This window comes from Myxococcus sp. MISCRS1, assembly GCF_026626605.1.
Classification (GTDB): domain Bacteria; phylum Myxococcota; class Myxococcia; order Myxococcales; family Myxococcaceae; genus Myxococcus; species Myxococcus fulvus.
The window spans coordinates 5,844,481-5,862,058 of record NZ_JAPNKB010000001.1 but is presented as its reverse complement, the minus strand read 5'-3'; the positions used below and the strand labels follow the sequence as shown (position 1 = coordinate 5,862,058).

The 17,578-nt window shown below is 71.4% G+C and carries 19 protein-coding genes; 7 read left to right on the top strand and 12 right to left on the bottom strand.

Annotation, left to right across the window (positions count from 1 at the left end; translation table 11 throughout):
- Positions 1–29 precede the first annotated feature (29 nt).
- Complete coding sequence (locus tag OWM54_RS23220) at positions 30–2,246, bottom strand: serine hydrolase (RefSeq protein ID WP_420715382.1); 2,217 nt, start codon at positions 2,244–2,246, stop codon at positions 30–32.
- Positions 2,247–2,248: 2 nt separating this feature from the next.
- A complete protein-coding gene (locus OWM54_RS23215; protein ID WP_267698889.1) occupies positions 2,249–3,715 on the bottom strand; it encodes a GDSL-type esterase/lipase family protein in 1,467 nt (488 codons plus the stop codon).
- 232 nt (positions 3,716–3,947) lie between these two features.
- On the opposite strand from OWM54_RS23215, the gene OWM54_RS23210 reads away from it, so the two are divergent.
- From OWM54_RS23210 to OWM54_RS23200, 3 genes are read left to right on the top strand one after another with little or no spacing between them, the layout of a single operon-like run.
- On the top strand, positions 3,948–4,301 hold the full coding sequence (locus OWM54_RS23210; RefSeq protein ID WP_141327495.1) for a helix-turn-helix domain-containing protein: 354 nt from the start codon (positions 3,948–3,950) through the stop codon (positions 4,299–4,301).
- A 20-nt stretch (positions 4,302–4,321) separates the two neighbouring features.
- Entirely contained in the window at positions 4,322–4,759 is a 438-nt protein-coding gene (locus OWM54_RS23205; protein ID WP_267698888.1) for a response regulator, read from the top strand.
- Between the two features lie 57 nt (positions 4,760–4,816).
- On the top strand, positions 4,817–5,323 hold the full coding sequence (locus OWM54_RS23200; protein ID WP_223750438.1) for a MarR family winged helix-turn-helix transcriptional regulator: 507 nt from the start codon (positions 4,817–4,819) through the stop codon (positions 5,321–5,323).
- Here the strand turns inward: OWM54_RS23200 and OWM54_RS23195 are convergent.
- The 3 genes from OWM54_RS23195 to OWM54_RS23185 form a co-directional block, all read right to left on the bottom strand.
- Positions 5,320–5,622: a hypothetical protein gene (locus tag OWM54_RS23195; RefSeq protein ID WP_223750439.1), complete on the bottom strand. Its 303-nt coding sequence runs from the start codon at positions 5,620–5,622 to the stop codon at positions 5,320–5,322. The two genes, OWM54_RS23200 and OWM54_RS23195, sit on opposite strands and share 4 nt — an antisense overlap.
- Positions 5,623–5,791: 169 nt before the next feature.
- Complete coding sequence (locus OWM54_RS23190; RefSeq protein ID WP_223750440.1) at positions 5,792–6,808, bottom strand: NAD(P)-dependent oxidoreductase; 1,017 nt, start codon at positions 6,806–6,808, stop codon at positions 5,792–5,794.
- A gap of 32 nt (positions 6,809–6,840) precedes the next feature.
- Positions 6,841–7,854: an NAD(P)-dependent oxidoreductase gene (locus OWM54_RS23185; RefSeq protein ID WP_223750441.1), complete on the bottom strand. Its 1,014-nt coding sequence runs from the start codon at positions 7,852–7,854 to the stop codon at positions 6,841–6,843.
- Positions 7,855–8,042: 188 nt separating this feature from the next.
- On the opposite strand from OWM54_RS23185, the gene OWM54_RS23180 reads away from it, so the two are divergent.
- Genes OWM54_RS23180 through OWM54_RS23170 form a run of 3 tightly spaced genes read left to right on the top strand, consistent with a single transcriptional unit; the run spans position 8,043 to position 10,600 of the window.
- Positions 8,043–8,633, top strand: a complete 591-nt coding sequence (locus OWM54_RS23180; protein ID WP_223750442.1) for a TetR/AcrR family transcriptional regulator — start codon at positions 8,043–8,045, stop codon at positions 8,631–8,633.
- Between the two features lie 32 nt (positions 8,634–8,665).
- The gene (locus OWM54_RS23175) at positions 8,666–9,598 is read left to right on the top strand and encodes a LysR family transcriptional regulator (RefSeq protein ID WP_223750443.1); all 933 of its coding nucleotides are present in this window, start codon (positions 8,666–8,668) and stop codon (positions 9,596–9,598) included.
- A gap of 60 nt (positions 9,599–9,658) precedes the next feature.
- Positions 9,659–10,600, top strand: a complete 942-nt coding sequence (locus OWM54_RS23170) for a pirin family protein (RefSeq protein ID WP_223750444.1) — start codon at positions 9,659–9,661, stop codon at positions 10,598–10,600.
- A 43-nt stretch (positions 10,601–10,643) separates the two neighbouring features.
- On the opposite strand, the gene OWM54_RS23165 is transcribed toward OWM54_RS23170, so the two are convergent.
- The 3 genes from OWM54_RS23165 to OWM54_RS23155 all read right to left on the bottom strand — a co-directional run bounded on the left by OWM54_RS23165 (position 10,644) and on the right by OWM54_RS23155 (position 13,837).
- On the bottom strand, positions 10,644–11,630 hold the full coding sequence (locus OWM54_RS23165; protein ID WP_223750445.1) for a LysR family transcriptional regulator: 987 nt from the start codon (positions 11,628–11,630) through the stop codon (positions 10,644–10,646).
- 10 nt (positions 11,631–11,640) lie between these two features.
- Positions 11,641–12,243 carry a hypothetical protein gene (locus OWM54_RS23160; RefSeq protein ID WP_267698887.1) on the bottom strand — a complete coding sequence of 201 codons (603 nt, stop codon included), beginning with the start codon at positions 12,241–12,243 and terminating at the stop codon, positions 11,641–11,643.
- A 100-nt stretch (positions 12,244–12,343) separates the two neighbouring features.
- Positions 12,344–13,837, bottom strand: a complete 1,494-nt coding sequence (locus OWM54_RS23155; protein ID WP_267698886.1) for a sensor histidine kinase — start codon at positions 13,835–13,837, stop codon at positions 12,344–12,346.
- 258 nt (positions 13,838–14,095) lie between these two features.
- Here OWM54_RS23155 and OWM54_RS23150 point away from each other — a divergent pair, with 258 nt between their 5' ends.
- A complete protein-coding gene (locus tag OWM54_RS23150; protein WP_223750448.1) occupies positions 14,096–14,479 on the top strand; it encodes a serine/threonine protein kinase in 384 nt (127 codons plus the stop codon).
- Positions 14,480–14,557: 78 nt separating this feature from the next.
- On the opposite strand, the gene OWM54_RS23145 is transcribed toward OWM54_RS23150, so the two are convergent.
- The 4 genes from OWM54_RS23145 to OWM54_RS23130 are packed head-to-tail and all read right to left on the bottom strand — an operon-like array spanning position 14,558 to position 17,503.
- Positions 14,558–15,610: a hypothetical protein gene (locus tag OWM54_RS23145; RefSeq protein WP_223750449.1), complete on the bottom strand. Its 1,053-nt coding sequence runs from the start codon at positions 15,608–15,610 to the stop codon at positions 14,558–14,560.
- Positions 15,610–15,957, bottom strand: a complete 348-nt coding sequence (locus OWM54_RS23140; RefSeq protein ID WP_223750450.1) for a hypothetical protein — start codon at positions 15,955–15,957, stop codon at positions 15,610–15,612. The genes OWM54_RS23145 and OWM54_RS23140 overlap by 1 nt, the downstream gene beginning before the upstream one ends.
- Positions 15,954–16,607, bottom strand: a complete 654-nt coding sequence (locus OWM54_RS23135) for a hypothetical protein (RefSeq protein WP_223750451.1) — start codon at positions 16,605–16,607, stop codon at positions 15,954–15,956. The genes OWM54_RS23140 and OWM54_RS23135 overlap by 4 nt, the downstream gene beginning before the upstream one ends.
- Entirely contained in the window at positions 16,604–17,503 is a 900-nt protein-coding gene (locus tag OWM54_RS23130) for a hypothetical protein (RefSeq protein ID WP_223750452.1), read from the bottom strand. The genes OWM54_RS23135 and OWM54_RS23130 overlap by 4 nt, the downstream gene beginning before the upstream one ends.
- Between the last annotated feature and the right edge of the window lie 75 nt (positions 17,504–17,578).

Sequence of the window (17,578 nt, the reverse complement as noted above, 5' to 3'; positions counted from 1 at the left end):
CCGCTCCGGCCCGCGACGCGAGCCACCGCTCAGGGCGACGGACGTGGCCGCACCAGTCCGTGGTCATCCGGCACGGGGCCCGCGCCACGGTCTCCACCGCTCCGGCTCGCGGGGTCCACCGAGGGCTCCGGCCGGGCCTCACGCGCGCGTCGCGCCTGACGCAGCGCCGCCTTCGCCTCGGCCTTGTGCCCCTGCGCCTTCTCCCGCTTCGCCAGCGCCTCCCACAGCTCCGGCGACTCCGGATGCAGCGCCACCGCCGCACGCAAGAGCCCCAGCCCCACGCGCGGAGACTCCGCCTCCGCCACGCGCTTGAGCAGCGGCGTCGGCGCCAGCGCCAGCATGCCCTGCGGCGTCGCGTGGGCCTCGCGAAGATGCCCCAGCACCTCCTCGTCCCGCTTCGCCACCAGCAGCGCCTGCGCCAACGCCAGCCGCGCGTCCACGCTCCTCGGGTGCAGCTCCACCGCGCGCTCCAGCCAGCGCAGCCGCCCCGCCTGCTGCTTGCGCCACGCGAAGCGCTCCGCGATGCGCAGCATCTCGTCCGAGTAGTCCGGCCGCACGTCCGGCGACAGCCCCGCCGCCTTCTTCACCACCGCCCAGCGCGGCTCCGGGTTCGACTCCTCGTCCAGCCGCTGACGTTGCAGCTCCGGCACCTCCGCGCGCTTCCACCCCGCCACGAACCGCAGCAGGTCCGTGCGCAGCGGCTCCCCGAAGCGCTCCGTGTCCGGCCCCCCCTGCGCCTCACACGCCGCCAGGTAGTCCGCGAAGAACGACAGCGGCCCCTCGGCCGGATACGCCAGCAGCCGCTCAGGGCCCCGCGCCTTCTCCAACGTGCGCGCCATGTGCGCGCCCACGCGGATGAACACCGACCCCAGCCGCGGGTCATGCCCACCGCGGATGCGCTCCAGCGCCGCCTTGCCATCGCGCGCAATCGCCTTGCGGTCCAGCAGCTCCGACACCCGGCTGAATGCGCCCGGCAGGTCCTCCTCCGCCGGCAGCGAGCCCGGCCCGCGCGTGGCCCACAGATGGTACGCGAGCCCATAGCTCGCGATGCGCCCCAGCCCCTCGTACACCACCGAGTCCACCGGGTCCGTGAAGTGCGCATCCCGCCGCGTGACGCCCTGCTCCAGCACCCCCTCCATCAACCGGATGGACAGCCGGCGCAGGCGCTTCGCCTCGCCCTCGATGTTCGTGGCCAGCGAGATGACCGTGTCCTCCGCGGGGAACATCACCAGCAGCGTCGTCGTCTCCGGCTGCCCTCCCGCGTGCGCCACCAGGTAGTGGCCGCGCAGCGGATAGGTCGCGAAGCCCATGCCGTAGTCCGTCAGCCGCCCATCGCTCGTGGCCATGGACGCCTGCATCTTCCCCATCGTGTCGCGAGACACCAGCCGGTGCGACAGCACCGCCCGACCGAAGCCGAGCATGTCCCCCACCGTCCCCCGCGTCCCACCCCCACCGAAGCGGCTGGACACATCCAGGAAGCGCGAGCGCTGGAGCACCCCGTCCTTCACCCGGTAGCCCACCGCCTGGTGCTCATCGCGCGTCGCGGTGACATCCAGGTCCGCGTGCGCCATGCCCGCGGGCTGGAAGACATGCTCGCGCAGGTAGTCGCGATACGACTGCCCGGACGCGGACTCCACCGCCGCGCCCAGCAGGTTGTAGCCCCACGTGCTGTACAGGTAGCGGGAGCGCGGCTCGAACGCGAGCGGCTTCTGCGAGAACACCGCCAGCGCCTCCTCGGTGCTCACCGCCTTCACGTTCTGGGTCGACGCCACGCCGTCATACGTGGGCACGCCGCTCAGGTGTCCCAGCAAATCCTTCACCGTGACGGTCCACTGCTTCGCCGGGTACGTCGGCACCACCGAGTGGATGTCCGCGTCCAGCGACAGCTTGCCCTGCTCCACCAGCTGCAACACCGCCACCGCGGTGAAGGACTTGGTGACGGACGCCATGCGGTACGTGGTGCGCGGCGTCGCGGGCAGCCGCTTCGCCACGTCGCGGTAGCCATAGCCACACACCCACCGCTGCTCCCCGCGGGACACCGCGACGGACAAGCCCGCCACGGGCCCCTGGGACAGCTCCGAGCGGACGATGGCGTCCAGCGCCTTCGTCACCTCCTCGGGCAGCGCGCGCGGCGAGGCGCCGGCCTCGTCCACCTCCACGCTCTCACAGACGGACGGCAGCTTCGGCGCCGCGACCACCGGCGTCGAGACCCAGAGGACGACGGCCAGCCACCCCGCGCTTCGCATCGTCATGGCACGGCCTCCACCCGCTCGGCCGCCGGAGCCACCTGGGCCACGGGGCCCTGGGCCGGCGGCGTCTCCACCCACGCGCGCAGGAGCGCGTCCGTCACCAGGTGCCCCAGCACATCCAGCCCGCGTCCACGCGGGTGCACCAGGTCGTCATGCATGAAGCCGGACTTGTGGAAGCGCGTCAGCGCGCCCTTGCCGCCCATCGCCTCGTACAGGTTGAAGAACGCGCAGCCCTCCGCGAGCGACACCTCGCGCTCCGCCTCCACCACCGCCTCCAGGAACGGGCGCTGGGTGAAGGCCTTGCCCGAGTCCTTCGCGTCGCGCACCGCGTCCATCGGCCCCACCACCAGGCACGCGCTCGACGGCGCCGCCACGCGGGCCCGCCGCAAGAGCGCCCCCAGGTCCTCGCGCAGCGTCGCCAGGTCCGTGCGCTTCCACTCCAGGCGCTTGGACTCGTTGCCGCCCAGGAAGAACACCAGCAGCTTCGGGTCCCGCTCGGTGAGCTGCGAGCGCAGCGCTCCGTCCTCCAGCCGCGCGTACAGGCTCGCGTCCGCGGACGGGACGCCCAACATGTCCAGGACGATGCCAGGGCGCTCGTGCTGGAGCACCACCCCCTGCACCACCGCGCCCTTGCCCTCCGCCACCACGTCCACCGTCGTCGCGCCGGGCGGCAGCTCGAAGCGCGTGGAGCGCGACGCGCCCGTGCCCTCCGGCGTCGTCCGCGCCAGCACCGTGTCGCCGCTCACCACGCTGAGCGCGCCCCCTCGCGGGACGTCCAGCCACCACAGCGTGCCCCGCGCCTCGCCCTCCAGCTTGAAGCGGCCGCGCGCCTTCGCCTGGGTGGCCACGTGGTACACGCCGGTGATTCCGAACGGCAGCGGCGGCGCGCGCAGCTCGCCCAGCGTGCGCGGCGTCCAACCGCTCGCGCTGTGGCTCGCCCGGCCACGCCCGCCGTAGGGCGCCATCCGGTCCACCAGCAGCACGCCCCGGCCCGCCGCGCCGAAGCTCGCGCCCAGGTCATCCCGCAGGATGTCCACGATGCGATCTCCCGCGATGAGGGAGTTGCCGAACGCCTCGATGACGGTGGGCCGCCTCGCCGTGCCCGACGACAGCGCGTCCAGCGACTCGAAGAAGGGCGCCAGCGCGGTGCGCACGCACCCTTGCGCCACCGACGCCACGCACGGGTCCTCCACCTTCGCGCCCGGAGCACCCAGCTTCACCGCCAGCGCCTGCGTCGAGCGGGTCCGCTCGGACGGCTCCGGAAAGACCCTGCGGGGCGCCACGGCGGATGTCACCGGCACCGGGGTCCTCGGTGACGCCACGGCCGGCGTCGCCACCGCCGCGGGGACTGGCGCGGAGGGGGGACGTGCCTCGGAACCGATTTCACAAGCGGTCAGCAGCCCGCCACAGGCCAGGACGCGGAGCACGCGCCCGACGCCCACCCACCCGACTTCCGAATGCGTCATGCGGCATCCAGCGTAGACGAAAGCTTCCGCTCGCGCATTTTCCCGGCCCGCCAGGCCCCCTGCTCTCCGAGGGAGCCCGAAGCTTTCGGGGGCTCGCACCTTGCCCACTGGTTTCGCGCGCGCCTGCGACACACAGGGCCTGCGAGTTGGCGGACAGGCCGATGCCAGGGTCCACACGCCAACAGACTCACTTCACTTGGGGCGCCGCGTCCCCAAATTACCCGTCACTCATATGGAGAAAGCGAAAAACAAGGTAGCGAACTGGACGAGGTTCCATCGCAAGTTCGGCAGCCATGTACGCCAGCTCCGTAATGGCCGCGAGCTCACCCAGGAGGTGCTGGCCGAGCGGTGCGACCTCTCCGTGGATGCCATCCGTCGGATCGAGCGCGGGTCCTTCTCTCCCTCGCTCGACACGCTGGGCAAGCTGTCGGTGGGCCTGGACGTGTCGCTCAAGACGCTCTTCCAGGGCTTCGAGCACGAGCGAACCGGCGACGTGGCGGAAATCTGCGACTTCCTCTCGTGTCGCTCCGACCCGGAGGTGAAGCTCGCCCGGAGGGTGCTCCAGGCGATGTTCGAGGACTCGTAGTCTTCTTCGGACATCTGCCGGTGGAAACCGGCAGATGTTCCCTGTTCCCCACGGCCACGCTGACCTACGCACGCTCGCATATGTCGGGAGTCCCCGAAGGCATCCTCCTCGTCGTGGAGGACGATGCGGACCTGCGCGCCGCCGTCGTCGAAATCATCGCGAGCACGGGACAGCTCGTGTCCATGGCGAAGGACGGCCTGGAGGCGCTCACCTGGCTGGAGGTGCACGGCCGTCCCAGGCTGGTGCTGCTCGACATGGGAATGCCGCGCATGACGGGCCAGGACTTCCTCGGGCGCGTGGCGCGGCACTGGCCGGGCCTCGCCGTCGTGGCGATGACGACGCGGCCCATCCATCACCCGGGCGTGCTCGACACGCTGCTCAAGCCCTTCGACCTGGAGACGCTTTTGGAGCGGCTCCCCGTCTGGCTGCGGCTGGCGCGCGACCTGCCCCGGCCCTGAGGCACGATTTCATTGCGCACAATGCAGTCCGGGGGCATGGTGGGGAGAGGAGCCGTCATGTCCCCGTCGAACAAGAAGCGCGGCGACGCGCTGCACCTGGACGAGCAGCTGTGCTTCACCCTGTACTCGACGGTGCACCTGCTCAACCGCACGTACCGGCCGCTCCTGGAGAAGCTGGGCCTCACGTATCCCCAGTACCTGGCGATGATGGTGCTGTGGGAGGAGGACGGCGTCACGGTGAAGGCGCTGGGGGAGCGGCTGCTGCTCGACTCGGGCACGCTGACGCCGCTGCTCAAGCGGCTGGAGTCGGCGGGGTTGCTCAAGCGTGAGCGGGACGTGCTCGACGAGCGCCAGGTGCGCATCCGCCTGACGGCGTCCGGTCGCGCGCTGCGCGCCAGGGCGGAGAGCGTGCCGCCGTCCATCCTGGAGGCCTCGGGCTGCACGTTGGAGGAGCTCCGGGACTTGAAGGCCCGCGTGCTCGCCATCCGGGAGCAGTTGGGCGCGCGGCTGGGTGAGGAGTCCTCCGCCGCGGCGCCCCGGGGTCAGCGCAAGAAGTCCGGCTAGCGCGCCGGCGCGGTGCGCGTCGGCCTGCCGCCGATTCCCACCAGCTGGCTCACCAGCTCCAGCGCCTGGGTGTAGCGCGTCATCGAGGCCTGGAGCGCGAGCAGCTCCGCGTTGGACAGCCGCTCGCCCGAGGGCGCCGACTGGATGACGCCGACGAGCGCGCGCTGTCCCTGCTCCAGCTCCTGCATGAAGCGGGAGATGCCGTCGAGCCGCTCCGTGCGCTCACCCGCGGGCACGGCGCGCGGCGCGCCCGCGTCACCGGGGTCCGCCACCTTCACGTTCGAGACCGCGACACTCACGGAAGACCGATTCACCGAAGAAGGACGAGGGAGTGCTGCGGTCAGCGGACGCGACATGAAGCGGACTCCTGCGGGAACGGAGTGAGGGGGAGGCGCGAGTATCCGCCCGTGGACTGACAGTCGCCAGTCGGGTGGGGACGGCGGCCTCCTCTCCAGGCACTCGATTGCGTCATACGCGGTGAATCCGTGTTCCCCACTCCTGGAGGCGGCTCACGACGTAGGCCGCGTCGAGCACACCCTCGGGTGAGTACAAGCCGGGCTCCACGGGCGTCCCACCCGTGAGGCCCAGCAGCCGCTCCACGGCGAGCGCGGCGCCCTTTCCGCTGAGACCGGAATGGACGTCCGCGTCGACCAGCGCGTGACGCACGAGTGACGGCGTTCCGTCCGCCTTCACGCCCTCCAGCTCGATGATGACCTCGTGGCCCGGACCCTGTCCCGGCGCGCGGCGCGACGCGGGGCGCAGCGCGAAGTCCAGGCGGATGTCGCTCGCGTCCGTGACCGCCGCGAGCGAGGCCACGTCGAGCAGCGGATACGCACGGCCCTGCCACTGCGTGCCGTCGACGCCCTGGAAGGTGCGCGTGAGGTCGGCCTCGCTGGTGGCCCAGAGGAACCGGCCCTCCTTGCGGATGAGCGGACTGGGCACGCCCTTCGCCACGCGGTCCATGTCGCCGAGCGCGGCGGGTCCGCCCACGTCTTCCTCGTCGAACACGGCGCAGATGCGGATGGCGTGGACCTTCGCCAGCTCGCGCGCGAAGTGGAGCGTGGCCAGGGCGACGGTGCCGCCCAGGAAGTGCCCGAGCAGCAGCGTGGGCGCGGCGGTGGGCCGCTGGACGTGGAGCGCGACCTCCGGGCCGATGTCGAAGACGAAGTCGGAGAAGGACACGTAGGGCACCCCCTGGTCCTGCGCGTAGCGCAGGGTCCGGAGCGAGTCGTCCTTGAGCAGCACGACGATGGCGCTGAACGTGGAGCCCGGAGGCAGGCCCAGGTCATCGCGCTCCAGGTCGATGCGCACGGCGTCGGCGTGGCCCACTTCACGCGCGAGCGCGGACGCCTTCGTCACATCGCGCGCGCCGATGCGGAGGGGGAGGTGCGGCTGGAGGTCGCGGAGGGCCTTCACGGCGCGACGACCGACGACGCCGGAGCCACCGATGAAGAGGACGGGGTTGAGCTTCGATGCGTTGTTCATGACGGGATTCCTTTCGAGCAAGGGGATGCGAATCAGGAGAGGCGGCGCGTACGGACACCGGCCTCCTCGAGCCGTCGCATCAGATAGGCGGGCTCGATGAGGACGTTCGGCAGGTAGAGCCCCGGCGCGACGGGAGCGCCGCCCGCGAGCCCCAGCAGTCGCTCCACGCTCACGGCCACGCCCACCGCCGTGACAGGCGCCTGCCCCTGCGCGTGGCTCATCTCGTAGCGCACGAGTGCCCGCGTGCCGTCCTGCAGCGTGCCCTCGAGCTCGAAGAGCGTCTCGACGGAGCAGGCCCCACCCTTGCGACGCCCGGCGGACAGGCCCACCACCGCGTCGAGCCGGATGGCGCGCGCCTTCGTCTCGGCCGCCAGGCTCACCGGGTCCGTCAGCGAGTACGCCTGCCCCACGTGCTCGTTCCCGTCGCCATCGCGGAAGCGACGCTCCCCCGCCGGGCCGCCCACCCAGCGCCACTTGCCGTCCTCGAGGATGAGCGCGTTGGGCGCGGCGCTCGCGGCGCGCTCCAGGTCCGCGGACGCGGCGGGCCCACCCACGTCCTGCTCGTCCAGCACCGCGCCCATCGCGATGGAGTCCAGCGTCTTGAACTCCCGCGCGAAGTGGAGCGCGGGCAGCGTCGCCGCGCCCACCAGCCAGCTGGTGCCCAGCAGCACCGCCGAGCGCTGGGGCGCGTTCATGAAGTACGCCACCTCGGGCGCCACCTCGAACAGGGCCGTGGAGATGCCCAGGTGCGGGATGCCCCGGGCCTGGGCGAAGCGCAGCGCGTTGAGCGTGTGGTCCTTCACGAACAGGACCACGGCGCTGTACCCGCGCCCCTCGGGCAATCCCAAATCCCCGCGCGACAAGTCCACGCGCACCGCGTCCGCGTGCCCCAGCTTCTGGGCCACTGCCTCCGCGCGGGCCACATCCCTCCCGCCAATCGTGATGGGCAGCTCGGGATGGAAACGACGAAGCGTCTGGGCGGCCATCGAGCCGACGACGCCCGAGCCTCCGATGATGAGGACGGGCTTCTGCGTGGGTGAAGACATGACGGGTGCGCTCCCCTGCCAGCGAAGGCAGTGGTCGAGAGGGCCGGAGGACCGGCGCGGACGGGAATTCCGACGACCCTACAGGAAGTAAGTTACCAAAAGTAGGTCCGCAACCATTTCGACCAGGACCCCGTCGGTTGCGCGCCAGGGGCGAGGCGACTAAGCCCTCAAGAGCCGTGGTGACGCGCATGAGTGAGACCTCTTCCAAGAAGCTGCCCAAGGCCCAGCGACGCGAGCAGCTGCTCGACGTGGCGGTGGCGGTGGTGCGTGAGGAGGGCACGGACGCGCTGACGCTCGGGCACCTGGCCGAGCGCGCGGGGGTGAGCAAGCCCATCACCTACGAGCATTTCCAGACGCGCGCCGGGCTGTTGATGGCGCTGTACGAGCGCACCGACGCGCGGCAGGTGGCCCAGCTTCAGGAGGCGCTCGAGCGCACGCGGCGCAAGCTGGAGGACGTGGCCCGGGTGATGAGCGCCGCGTACATGAGCTGCTACACCACGTCCGGCCCCGAGCACTTCGCCATCGCCGCCGCGCTCAAGGGGGACGGGCAGATGGAGGCCTTCCACCAGGGCCTGTTGGACCAGTACGTGGACTTCTACCAGCGCACGCTCGCGCCCTTCTGCGATTTGCCCCGGGAGGCCCTGCGCCAGCGCTGCGTGGCCATCATCGGCGCGGCGGAGGCCCTGTCGCGCGACGTGCTGCGCGGGGCCGTGGCGGAGGGCACCGCGGCCAACACGCTCGCGTCGCTCATCGTCTCCTGGTTGACCTCGCGCAAGTAGCACCGCCCGCGTCGATGTGATGCAGTCGCGCGGTGCTCGACAGCGTCACCATCGACCAGCTCCGGACGCTCCGCGCGGTGGCCGAGGAGGGCAGCTTCTCCGCGGCGGCGCGCAAGCTGGGCCTGGGCCAGCCCGCCGTCAGTCAGGCCATCCAGCGGCTGGAGAAGCAGCTGGGCCTGCGCCTCTTCGACCGCAGCAGCCGCGTCCCCCGGCTCACGGCCAAGGGCGAGGCCGTGGTCGCCGCCGCGCGCCGTCTCCATGAAGACCTGGCCACCTTCCAGTCGGTGGTGGGCCGCATCAAGAGTGGCGAGGAGACGAAGCTCGCGCTCGTCGTCGACGCGATGTTCCCCACTCCCGCGCTGCTCTCCTTCGTGCGTGAGCTGGCCCAGACACATCCGGGCGTGGAGCTGACGCTGGAGGTGGAGCTGCTCTCCGCGGTGACGGAGCGCCTGCGCGAGCGCAAGGCGACGCTCGGCATCGCCGGCGCGGACCTGGACCTCACCGGCCTGGAGCAGCGGCCCATCGCGTTGTTGAGCATGTTGCCCGTCGCCGCGCCCTCGCATCCGCTGGCCCACGTGAAGGGTGTCATCACCGAGGAGCACCTCGCCTCCGCCACGCAGCTGGTGCTGAGCGAGCGGCTGCCCACGGGCAAGGCGGGCACGACGGACCGGGGCGTGCTGTCGCCGAAGCAGTGGCGCGTCGCGGACCTGATGACGAAACATGCCCTCATCCTCGGAGGCCTGGGCTGGGGCCACGAGCCCGAGCACCTGGTGCGCGAGGACCTGAATGCCGGCAGGCTCGTGCAGCTGCGGCTCGCCGCGTGGGAGGGAGGCCCTCCGCCCCGGCGCCCGCTCGCCCTGGTGCGCCGCAAGGGCGTGCCGCTGGGCCCGGTGGCCACGTGGGCCTCGAACCGGCTCACGGACCTGTGTCAGCTCGCGCTGTCCGCGGACCATCACACGACGTGATGCCAAGCATCATGGGCAGCGGCGATTTACACGTCGACTCCCAGCCTTACTGTTTGGGTCATGAGCACCACGACCCAGACACTTCCTCCCCCCACCGTTCCCCATGCGCCTCCCCGCGCGCGGACGCTCGAGAGCGTCCACGGCGGCGGGCCCCTGCACTGGGTCGGTGACGGCTTCCGCGTCAAGACGCTCGTCCCCAGTGGCGGCCTCACCCAGGAGCGCGTCAGCCCCTTCCTGCTCTTGGACCACCATCCTCCGTACGAGTACCCGGCCCTCGCCAAGGGGCAGCGCGGCGTCGGCTGGCACCCGCACCGGGGCTTCGAGACCGTCTCGCTCGCCTTCCAGGGCGTCGTCGCGCACCGTGACAACGCGGGCCACTCGGGCGTCATCGGCCCGGGCGACGTGCAGTGGATGACGGCCGCGTCCGGCATCCTCCACGAGGAGTACCAGGAGCAGTCCTTCTCCCGGCGGGGCGGCATCTTCGAGTTCCTGCAGATCTGGGTGAACCTCCCTCGCGCCGACAAGCGGGCCGCCCCGGGCTACCAGCCCATCACCGCGGCCCAGATTCCGACCGTCCCCATCGAGGGCGGCACGGTGCGCGTCATCGCGGGCGACTTCGCCGACACCCGAGGCCCCGCGCGGACCTTCACACCCATCACCCTGCTCGACGTCAACGTGCGCGCGGGGACGAAGCTCGAAGTCCCCCTGCCCCGTGGCTACAACGCCATGGTGCTCGTCGCCTCCGGCCGCGTGTCGTCCGGCGGTGAGCGGGCCACCGAGGGGGAGCTGGCCGTGTTCGCCAACGACGGCGAGCACCTGACGCTCCTCGCCGAGGAGGACACGCACCTGGTGGTCCTCGCGGGCGAGCCCATCCGCGAGCCCATCTTCCACATGGGCCCGTTCGTCATGAACAGCCAGCGCGAGCTGTTCCAGGCGATTCATGACTTCGAGATGGGCCGCTTCGGCGACATCCCCGAGGATTCGCCCGGCGCCACCCCGTAGATTCAGCGCGACGCCCGTCGGACCCTTGTGTTCCGACGGGCGCTCAGCGTCCCCGGGCCCGACGCGCGGCGGCCTGTGGCTTCACGCGGGGCTCCGCCGCCCGCGTCATCGACGGCTCCTTCAGCACCTCCACCATCAACTGCCGGAAGTAGCGCGCGCCGGGGTCCGTGTGCGTGCGCTCATGCCATATCAGCGACATGGTCATGGGCGGCGTGCTGATGGCCAGGCGCAGCCGCTTGACGGGCAGCATCGCGCACAGCGCGTCCGCGGTGCGCCCCGGCATCCCCGCCACGTAGTCCGTGCGCGTGACGGCCATGCCCGCGGCGATGAAGTGCGAGACGGACAGCGCGGGGTTGAACTCCAGGCCGTGCTCCTTGCAGAACTCCTGGAAGTAGCGGTGGCCGATGCCCGGACGCCCCTGCGCGATGACCATGCCGATGTGCCGGGAGGCGTTGAACTCCTCCTTCGTCAACGTCGACCCGCGCAGGCGCGGATGCTCCTTGCGCACCAGGAAGGCCACCTCTTCCAGGTAGAGGTCCTCGCAGAAGTAGCCATCCCGCGTCGCCACCATCTGGGGCGCCAGCGCCGCGTCCACCTCCCCCGTGGTCAGCCCGTCCGAGGCCATCAGGAAGTCGATGCTCACCACGCGCAGCCGCGCGCGGGGCAGCTTCCGGGCGAAGGCCTCCACCACCCGGGGCACGTCGCAGACATCCTGGTTGTCGCCACACGACAGCGTGAAGGTGCGCGTGCTCTCCGCGGGCACGAAGCGCTGTCCATCCACCGCCACCTGCAGCTGCGCCACCGCGTTGACCACGAGCGGCCGCAGCTCCTCGCAGCGAGGCGTGGGCACCAGGCCTCGACCGCTGCGCACGAAGAGCGGGTCCCCCAACATCTCCCGCAGCCGGGCGAGCGCGTTGCTCACCGCGGACTGCGTGACGTGGAGCTGCTTGGCCGCGTCCGTGGCGCTCCCCGTCTCCAGCACCGCGTGCAGGACGAGGAACAGGTTCAGGTCGATGGCGGACAGGTTCATGACGGCACGCTCAGGAGCGCTGCGCGCCCGACAACATCGCCGCCACCTGGGGGTCCAGGCGGAAGGACTCGAAGAACGCCTCCGCGTCGGCGGGCGGCTGGCCCTCCGGGTGGAGCAGGAGCTGCTGATAGAGCCGGGGCCCCACCAGGTAGAAGCGGCCCTTGAGCCGGCGCGGCCCGGAGATGCCCTCCACCTCCCAGCCCGGGAAGCCCTCCAGCGTCAGCGGCCGCGAGGACACGCCCGTGGCCCCCAGCGCCTCCAGCGCGCCCATGCTCGCGCGAGACACCACGTCGCCCGGCCTGGCCTGCGACACGGCCGACGCGGGGAAGTCCGTGTACGAGACGTAGTACGCCGTGGATGACTCCTTGCGCTCGGCGATGAACGTATGGAGTGTCACCTCGCCCACATCCGTCAGCTGCGAGCGGCGCTCCTCGCTCACCGGCCCCGGCAGCGCGACGGAGAAGCCTCCCTCCGTGGACTGGACGACAGAAGCCCTGGCGGCGGCCGACGGGGCCACCGGGGTCTCGGGCGCCGTCTGGCGGGAGGCACACGCCCCCAATCCTCCCACGGACAGCAGGATGGCGAGCGACGCGACCCGGCGCGAATTCTTCATAATCCCTGCGACTCCTGGCATGTGGCCCGGAAGGTACGTCCGACGAGCGTCCGGCGCACCCAGCCTCCACGACACGAGCGTCGCGCGCAACGCTTTGCGTCTAGTGCAGGGCGTCCGGGCCCCCGCCCCGGGCCTCCGCGGCCGGCCCCTCGGCGCCGTGCGCCTTCTCGCCGCTCACCCGCGCCAGCCGGACACAGAAGGAGGACCCCGCCCCGGGAGCGCTCTGCACCTCGATGTCGCCGCCGTGCGCCTCCACGATTCGCCGGGCCACGGACAGCCCCAGCCCCACCCCTGGAGCGCGCTTGCCGCGCGGGCTGCCCAGCCGCTGGAAGGGCGCGAAGAGGATGGCCATGTCCTCCTCGGAGATGCCGATGCCCTGGTCCTTCACCACCAGGAGCACGTGCTCCGCCTCCCCTCGCACCGCCACCTCCACGCGGCTTCCCGCCGGGGAGTACTTCAGCGCGTTGCTCACCAGGTTGGCCATCACCTGCTCCAGCCGGTCCGGGTCCGCGCGCACGAAGAGCGGCGCGTCCGGCACGTCCAGCTGGAGCACGTGTCCGCTGTCGCTCGAGCGGTACAGCTCCACCACGCCGCGCGCCAGCTCGCGCGCGTCCCTCACCTCCGGGCGCAGCTCCAGCTTGCCCGCCTCGATGCGCGTGGCGTCGAGCAGGTCCCCCACCATGCGGTCCAGCCGCTCCACCTGACGTCCCACCAGCGCCAGGGTGCGCTGCATGCGCTCCGGGGTGAGCTGGGCCTGGCTGCGCTCGGACAGCGCGGTGGACAGCTTCAGCGCGGACAGGGGGTTTCGCAGCTCGTGGGCCACGCCGGCGAGGAAGGCGAGCTGCTGCTCCTGCTGGTGCGTGAGGCCGTTGGCCATCTCGTTGAAGGTGCTGGCCATGTCCCGCAGCTCCGTGGGCCCGGCCACCGGGGCGCGCGTGCGCTTGCGGCCCACGCCGAAGCGGCGCATGGCCTGGCTGATGTCCTTCAGCGGCTGGAGCGCGATGCGCTGCAACAGGAGCGAGCCCACGACGAAGGCCATCAGGAGCAGGCCGCACAGCGACAGGCCCACGGTGTTGCCCAGGCGGCTGAGGTCCGCCGAGGCCTCCCGCGCCACGCGGGCCTCCTCCACGTTGAGCTGCACCAGTCGCTCGAGCGAATCGAGCGCCGCGTCCATCGCGGGCACCACGGGGGCCAGCCGCGTGCGCGCGGGCAGGCGTGCGGCCTCGCGCTGGGCCTGCAGGTAGCGCTCGAAGTCCTCCTCCACCTCCTGGATGAGGGTCCGCTCGGCGTCGCTGACGGCGTTGCGCTCCAGCCCGTCGAGCAGGAGGGGGAACGAGGCCTCGATGCTCTCCACGGAGCGCCCGCGGATGAGCTGGGAGCGGGTGTCCTGCGGCCCGGCGCCGCCGCTGAGGCGGAAGTGGTTGAGCAGGTCGATCTCCAGCTCCTCCGCCATGTGCAGCCCATCCACGGAGTTGCCGAGCGTGTTGGCCGAGTGGGTCTGCGCGTTCGTGAGGACGATGAGCGCGACGGCGGCGATGAGGGTGAGGAGGGCCAGTCCGCCCATGGTGGCGGCCAGCCAGGCACGCAGGCTCATGGTGTCTCCTGGAGAGTGGCGAGGGCGGGACGGGTCACGGTTCAAGCCCTCCTGGACTGGGGACGGGTGAGACGGCGGTGCCCCCTACCTGACTGGAGGAACAAGCCCAGGAGGTGGGGGATTCACCGAGTGGACAACGGCGCGGCGCGGGGGTGGGTTCCCCGCACGGTGTCAGCGCTGGCGGCGGGCAATCGTGCTAGGGAGGTTTCAGCGAGGCGGGCGGGCGAGAGCCTGCTGGCCGCGCGTGAGGTCACCACCATGGACATGCTCCCCCAGCCGAGTCGTACCCTGAAGTTCGATGGTTTCTGGCGCTGGCTCCAGGAACACACGCAGTGCATCCTCCGGTGCGGCTCGGTCGACGCGATGCTGTATGACCACGACGACTTCCACTGGGTGGTGCTCGAGGAGGACCGCCAGCACATCATCCAGGTGCTCAAGGGCAAGGTGCTCGTGGGCGAGCTGGTGATGGCGGGCCGCGAGGTCACCGAGGTGAACGTGGCGCCGGACCCGGACTCGGGCACCCAGGGCCACTTCCTGGTGGAGCTGATAGGCGGTCCGAAGGAGGACCCGCAGGTGCTCTACCACTTCATCATGGCGCACGGCATCGACCCCGCGCCGGGCCACAAGGACCTCAAGCACTGAGCGCCGTTGCGCCGTGTGCTCCGTTCATCGCGGAGCACGGCGCCGGGGTTCGAGATGTTTCGCCACGGACACCGAGGCTCAGGCACCCCGAGCACCAAGCAGGACGCGCTCGATGAGCGCCACCGCGTCCCGAGCGCCGTTCGCGTAGCTCGGAGGGTCGCGCCTGGGGCGCGAGTCCACCAACTCCACCGCGCGCTCCACCAGCTCCTCGGGCGTGCGCGCCAGCTCCTCGGGGCGCAGCCGCACCGCCTGTCGGTCGTAGCGCCGCGCCCGTGCGAGAGCCACCAACGGGGTGCCCGTCACCCGGGCCTCCTGCACGGTGTTGTAGCCACCCGCGCCGACGAGCACGTCCACACCGGACATCACCGCCAGCGCGGGCCACACGCGCAACGGACGCGGCGCGCCGTCTCGCACCACGTTCTTCTTCCGGGGCGCCTTCTCGGAGAGCCAAGGCCCCGGAGGCGCGAGCCACCGCACCGGCGCCTTCGCACCGAGCCGCTCCTGAAGCCGCGCGGCGATGAGCCCCGCCTCCTCCACCTCCAGCGCGTTGCCACTCCCCATCACCGCGACCAGGGGACGCGTGTCATCGGGCGCAACGCCCAGCCGCTCACGAGCCTCCTCACGCCCGAGCCACTCCTCGCGGCCGAGCAGCAACCAAGGCTCCGTGCGCACCGCGCGCGGATGCCCCGCGAAGGGCGCGTCCTCACCCGGGACGAGCAACAGGTGGAAGTCCTCCACCGCGGCGGCGATGTCGAAGCGCGCGACGTACGTGGGGTTCAAGTCGCGATGCACCAGCACCTTGCCCATGCGCAGCGAGGGCAACAGCGGCGCCAGCTCTCCCACCAGCCCGCGAGGGAACGTGTCCACCACGAGCAGGTCCGGGCGCACGCCCTCGAGCAGACAGTCCACCGTCTCGCGCATGGCGGCCTTGCCCAGCTCCGGGCTCAAGCGGTGCACATGCACCTCCGGACCGAGCACCGCCTCCAGCGGGACATCGGGCGCGAAGGGGCTGTTCGTCACCAGCGTGACGTGATGGCCCTTCCGAGCCGCGTTGCGCGCGAGCCCCGAGGCACGGGTGAAGTGCCCCATGCCACCGCCCAGGGCGTAGATGAGCCAGCGCGCGGGAGTCATCAGCTTCCGCCCAGGTCCTCCTCGAAGGAGGCATCTTCCTCGTGGCGCAGGCTCTCGCCATCCGCCTCGGTGAAGTCATGCGGGTCCCTCGAGGAGCCGCCCCCCCACGACGCGCCCCGGCCGTAGTAGCCGTAGTCGTCGTAGTAGGTGCTCGCCTCGTCCGACTCTCCGGAGAGCACGCCCGCGCACCCCGTGCAGACCGTCTGGTCCTCTTGCGACGTCAGGTGCAGCTCACAAGCAAGCTTGCCGCACAGCTCGCACGGGATGCTCGCGGGCGCCCCACACTCGTGGGGCAGCAGGAAGCCCAGCCGCACCTGACAGCCAGGATTCGCGGAAGCGGGGCTCATGGCGTGGGTCCGGAAGGCGGCTGCTGGAGCTGGTGGAGCAGCGCCACGCGCAAGGGCAAGGACACCGCCTCGAAGGCGAGGCACGCCGCCGCGTCCGCGCGCACGAGCGCATGCGTGGAGAGCGTCGTCTTGCCCTGGGCATCGCGCAGGGACACCTTGCCCTCGCGCACCTTCACGCGCGCAATCTCCGCGCCCGGCGCGTCATAGACACGGGCACCGTCATCCTCCGGGAGCACGGTGTAGAGCAACGCGCCCTTCGAGTCGGTGAGGCGCCAGCCTGGCCCCTGGATGGCGAGGGTGTAGAGCACCTGGCGCTGCTCGCCGTCGCGCACGATGATGGCGCCACCGGACGAGCCGAGCACGTACCCCAGCGCCACGTCATCGGGACCGGAGACCTTGAGGGAGGCGCCCTTCCACTTGAGGCGCGCCAGCTCGCGCTCGTCACCGTCGACGAGCTTGGCGCCATCGTCCTTGGGCTTGAGGGAGAAGCGCTCGCGGCCGTCGCCGTCCTTGAACTTGAGCTTGCCCGGCAGGGGCACGTCCTCCGCGGAGGCGGCGGTGGTCGTGGGGGCCTGGGGAGGCTCGGAGCCGGAGGGGCGCGAGCAGCCCCAGGCGAGCAACAGGCACAGGAGAAGTGGGAGGCGGCTCATGAAGCCCTCGAGGTGAGGTGCTTGCCGCGCGCCGAGGAGGCGTGGAGCACCTGGAAGAGGCTCAACAGCATCATCAGGCAGGCCCGCGTCGCGTCCGGCTCCACCTTCCATTCGGAGTCCATGTGGGCGCGCATCGCGAGCTTGTCCTCCGTCACGTCGAGCCGGGACAGCTTCACCTGGGGCGGCAGCTTCACGGCCTGCTGGGCCTGCGCGCGCATCTGGGCGAGGCCGGGGTGGCGCTCGGGCTTCACGCGCAGCTGGGCCTGGAGGAAGGTGGCGCTCTTGCGCTTGTGCTTCGTCTTGAACTTGCCGCGGGGGTTTCGCCGGCTGCGCGTACGCTTCTGGAGCCACTCGGTGAGGGAGAGGCGCAGGTGGGTGCCATCACGCAGGCGGGCCTGGAGCGACATCCACGCATCCTCGAACTCGTTGGTCTCCCAGCCAGTGGCCGTCCTGCCCTGGCGGACGAACTTCGAGGAGTGGTCGATGGGCTGGAAGTCCAGCTCCAGTGTGACGCGCTCCTGGGGATCGATGTCCCGCAGCAGCGGGCGCAGCAGTCGGGCGGGGAGCTGGTAGCGGCGGTCCTCCAGGTCACACCCCGCGTAGCCGGAAGCCTTGAGGTGCAGGCCAACCGCGCCCACGAGCGACAGCCAGCCGAGCCACCACGCCCACCCGCCGAGCCAGGAGACCTCCGTGAAGCCGCGAAGGATGAAGGACAGGCCGACGAGGCCCGCGAAGCCCCTCAGGGCCCATCCGCGGCGACGACGCCAGAGGCGGGCCTGTTCGGCCATGTGCTCGTCGAGGTGCCCGAGCTGGTCCAGGTCCTCCATCAACACGGAGACGGGCGCGGTGTTGCGGTAGCGCTTCTCCACGCGGAAGCGGTCGATGTCGAAGGACACGGTGGGATGCTCCCCCTCGGAGCCACGGTACGGAGGCGCTGAGTGTATGGGTCGGCGGGGGGCGGGGCAAACGAG

Excerpts from the sequence above, each read along its gene's own strand:
- OWM54_RS23220 (WP_420715382.1), bottom strand. The coding sequence starts at position 2,246 with ATGCGAAGCGCGGGGTGGCTGGCCGTCGTCCTCTGGGTCTCGACGCCG.
- OWM54_RS23215 (WP_267698889.1), bottom strand. The coding sequence starts at position 3,715 with ATGACGCATTCGGAAGTCGGGTGGGTGGGCGTCGGGCGCGTGCTCCGC.
- OWM54_RS23210 (WP_141327495.1), top strand. The coding sequence starts at position 3,948 with ATGGAGAAAGCGAAAAACAAGGTAGCGAACTGGACGAGGTTCCATCGC.
- OWM54_RS23200 (WP_223750438.1), top strand. The coding sequence starts at position 4,817 with ATGTCCCCGTCGAACAAGAAGCGCGGCGACGCGCTGCACCTGGACGAG.
- OWM54_RS23190 (WP_223750440.1), bottom strand. The coding sequence starts at position 6,808 with ATGAACAACGCATCGAAGCTCAACCCCGTCCTCTTCATCGGTGGCTCC.
- OWM54_RS23185 (WP_223750441.1), bottom strand. The coding sequence starts at position 7,854 with ATGTCTTCACCCACGCAGAAGCCCGTCCTCATCATCGGAGGCTCGGGC.
- OWM54_RS23180 (WP_223750442.1), top strand. The coding sequence starts at position 8,043 with ATGAGTGAGACCTCTTCCAAGAAGCTGCCCAAGGCCCAGCGACGCGAG.
- OWM54_RS23170 (WP_223750444.1), top strand. The coding sequence starts at position 9,659 with ATGAGCACCACGACCCAGACACTTCCTCCCCCCACCGTTCCCCATGCG.
- OWM54_RS23165 (WP_223750445.1), bottom strand. The coding sequence starts at position 11,630 with ATGAACCTGTCCGCCATCGACCTGAACCTGTTCCTCGTCCTGCACGCG.
- OWM54_RS23160 (WP_267698887.1), bottom strand. The coding sequence starts at position 12,243 with ATGAAGAATTCGCGCCGGGTCGCGTCGCTCGCCATCCTGCTGTCCGTG.
- OWM54_RS23155 (WP_267698886.1), bottom strand. The coding sequence starts at position 13,837 with ATGAGCCTGCGTGCCTGGCTGGCCGCCACCATGGGCGGACTGGCCCTC.
- OWM54_RS23150 (WP_223750448.1), top strand. The coding sequence starts at position 14,096 with ATGGACATGCTCCCCCAGCCGAGTCGTACCCTGAAGTTCGATGGTTTC.
- OWM54_RS23145 (WP_223750449.1), bottom strand. The coding sequence starts at position 15,610 with ATGACTCCCGCGCGCTGGCTCATCTACGCCCTGGGCGGTGGCATGGGG.
- OWM54_RS23140 (WP_223750450.1), bottom strand. The coding sequence starts at position 15,957 with ATGAGCCCCGCTTCCGCGAATCCTGGCTGTCAGGTGCGGCTGGGCTTC.
- OWM54_RS23135 (WP_223750451.1), bottom strand. The coding sequence starts at position 16,607 with ATGAGCCGCCTCCCACTTCTCCTGTGCCTGTTGCTCGCCTGGGGCTGC.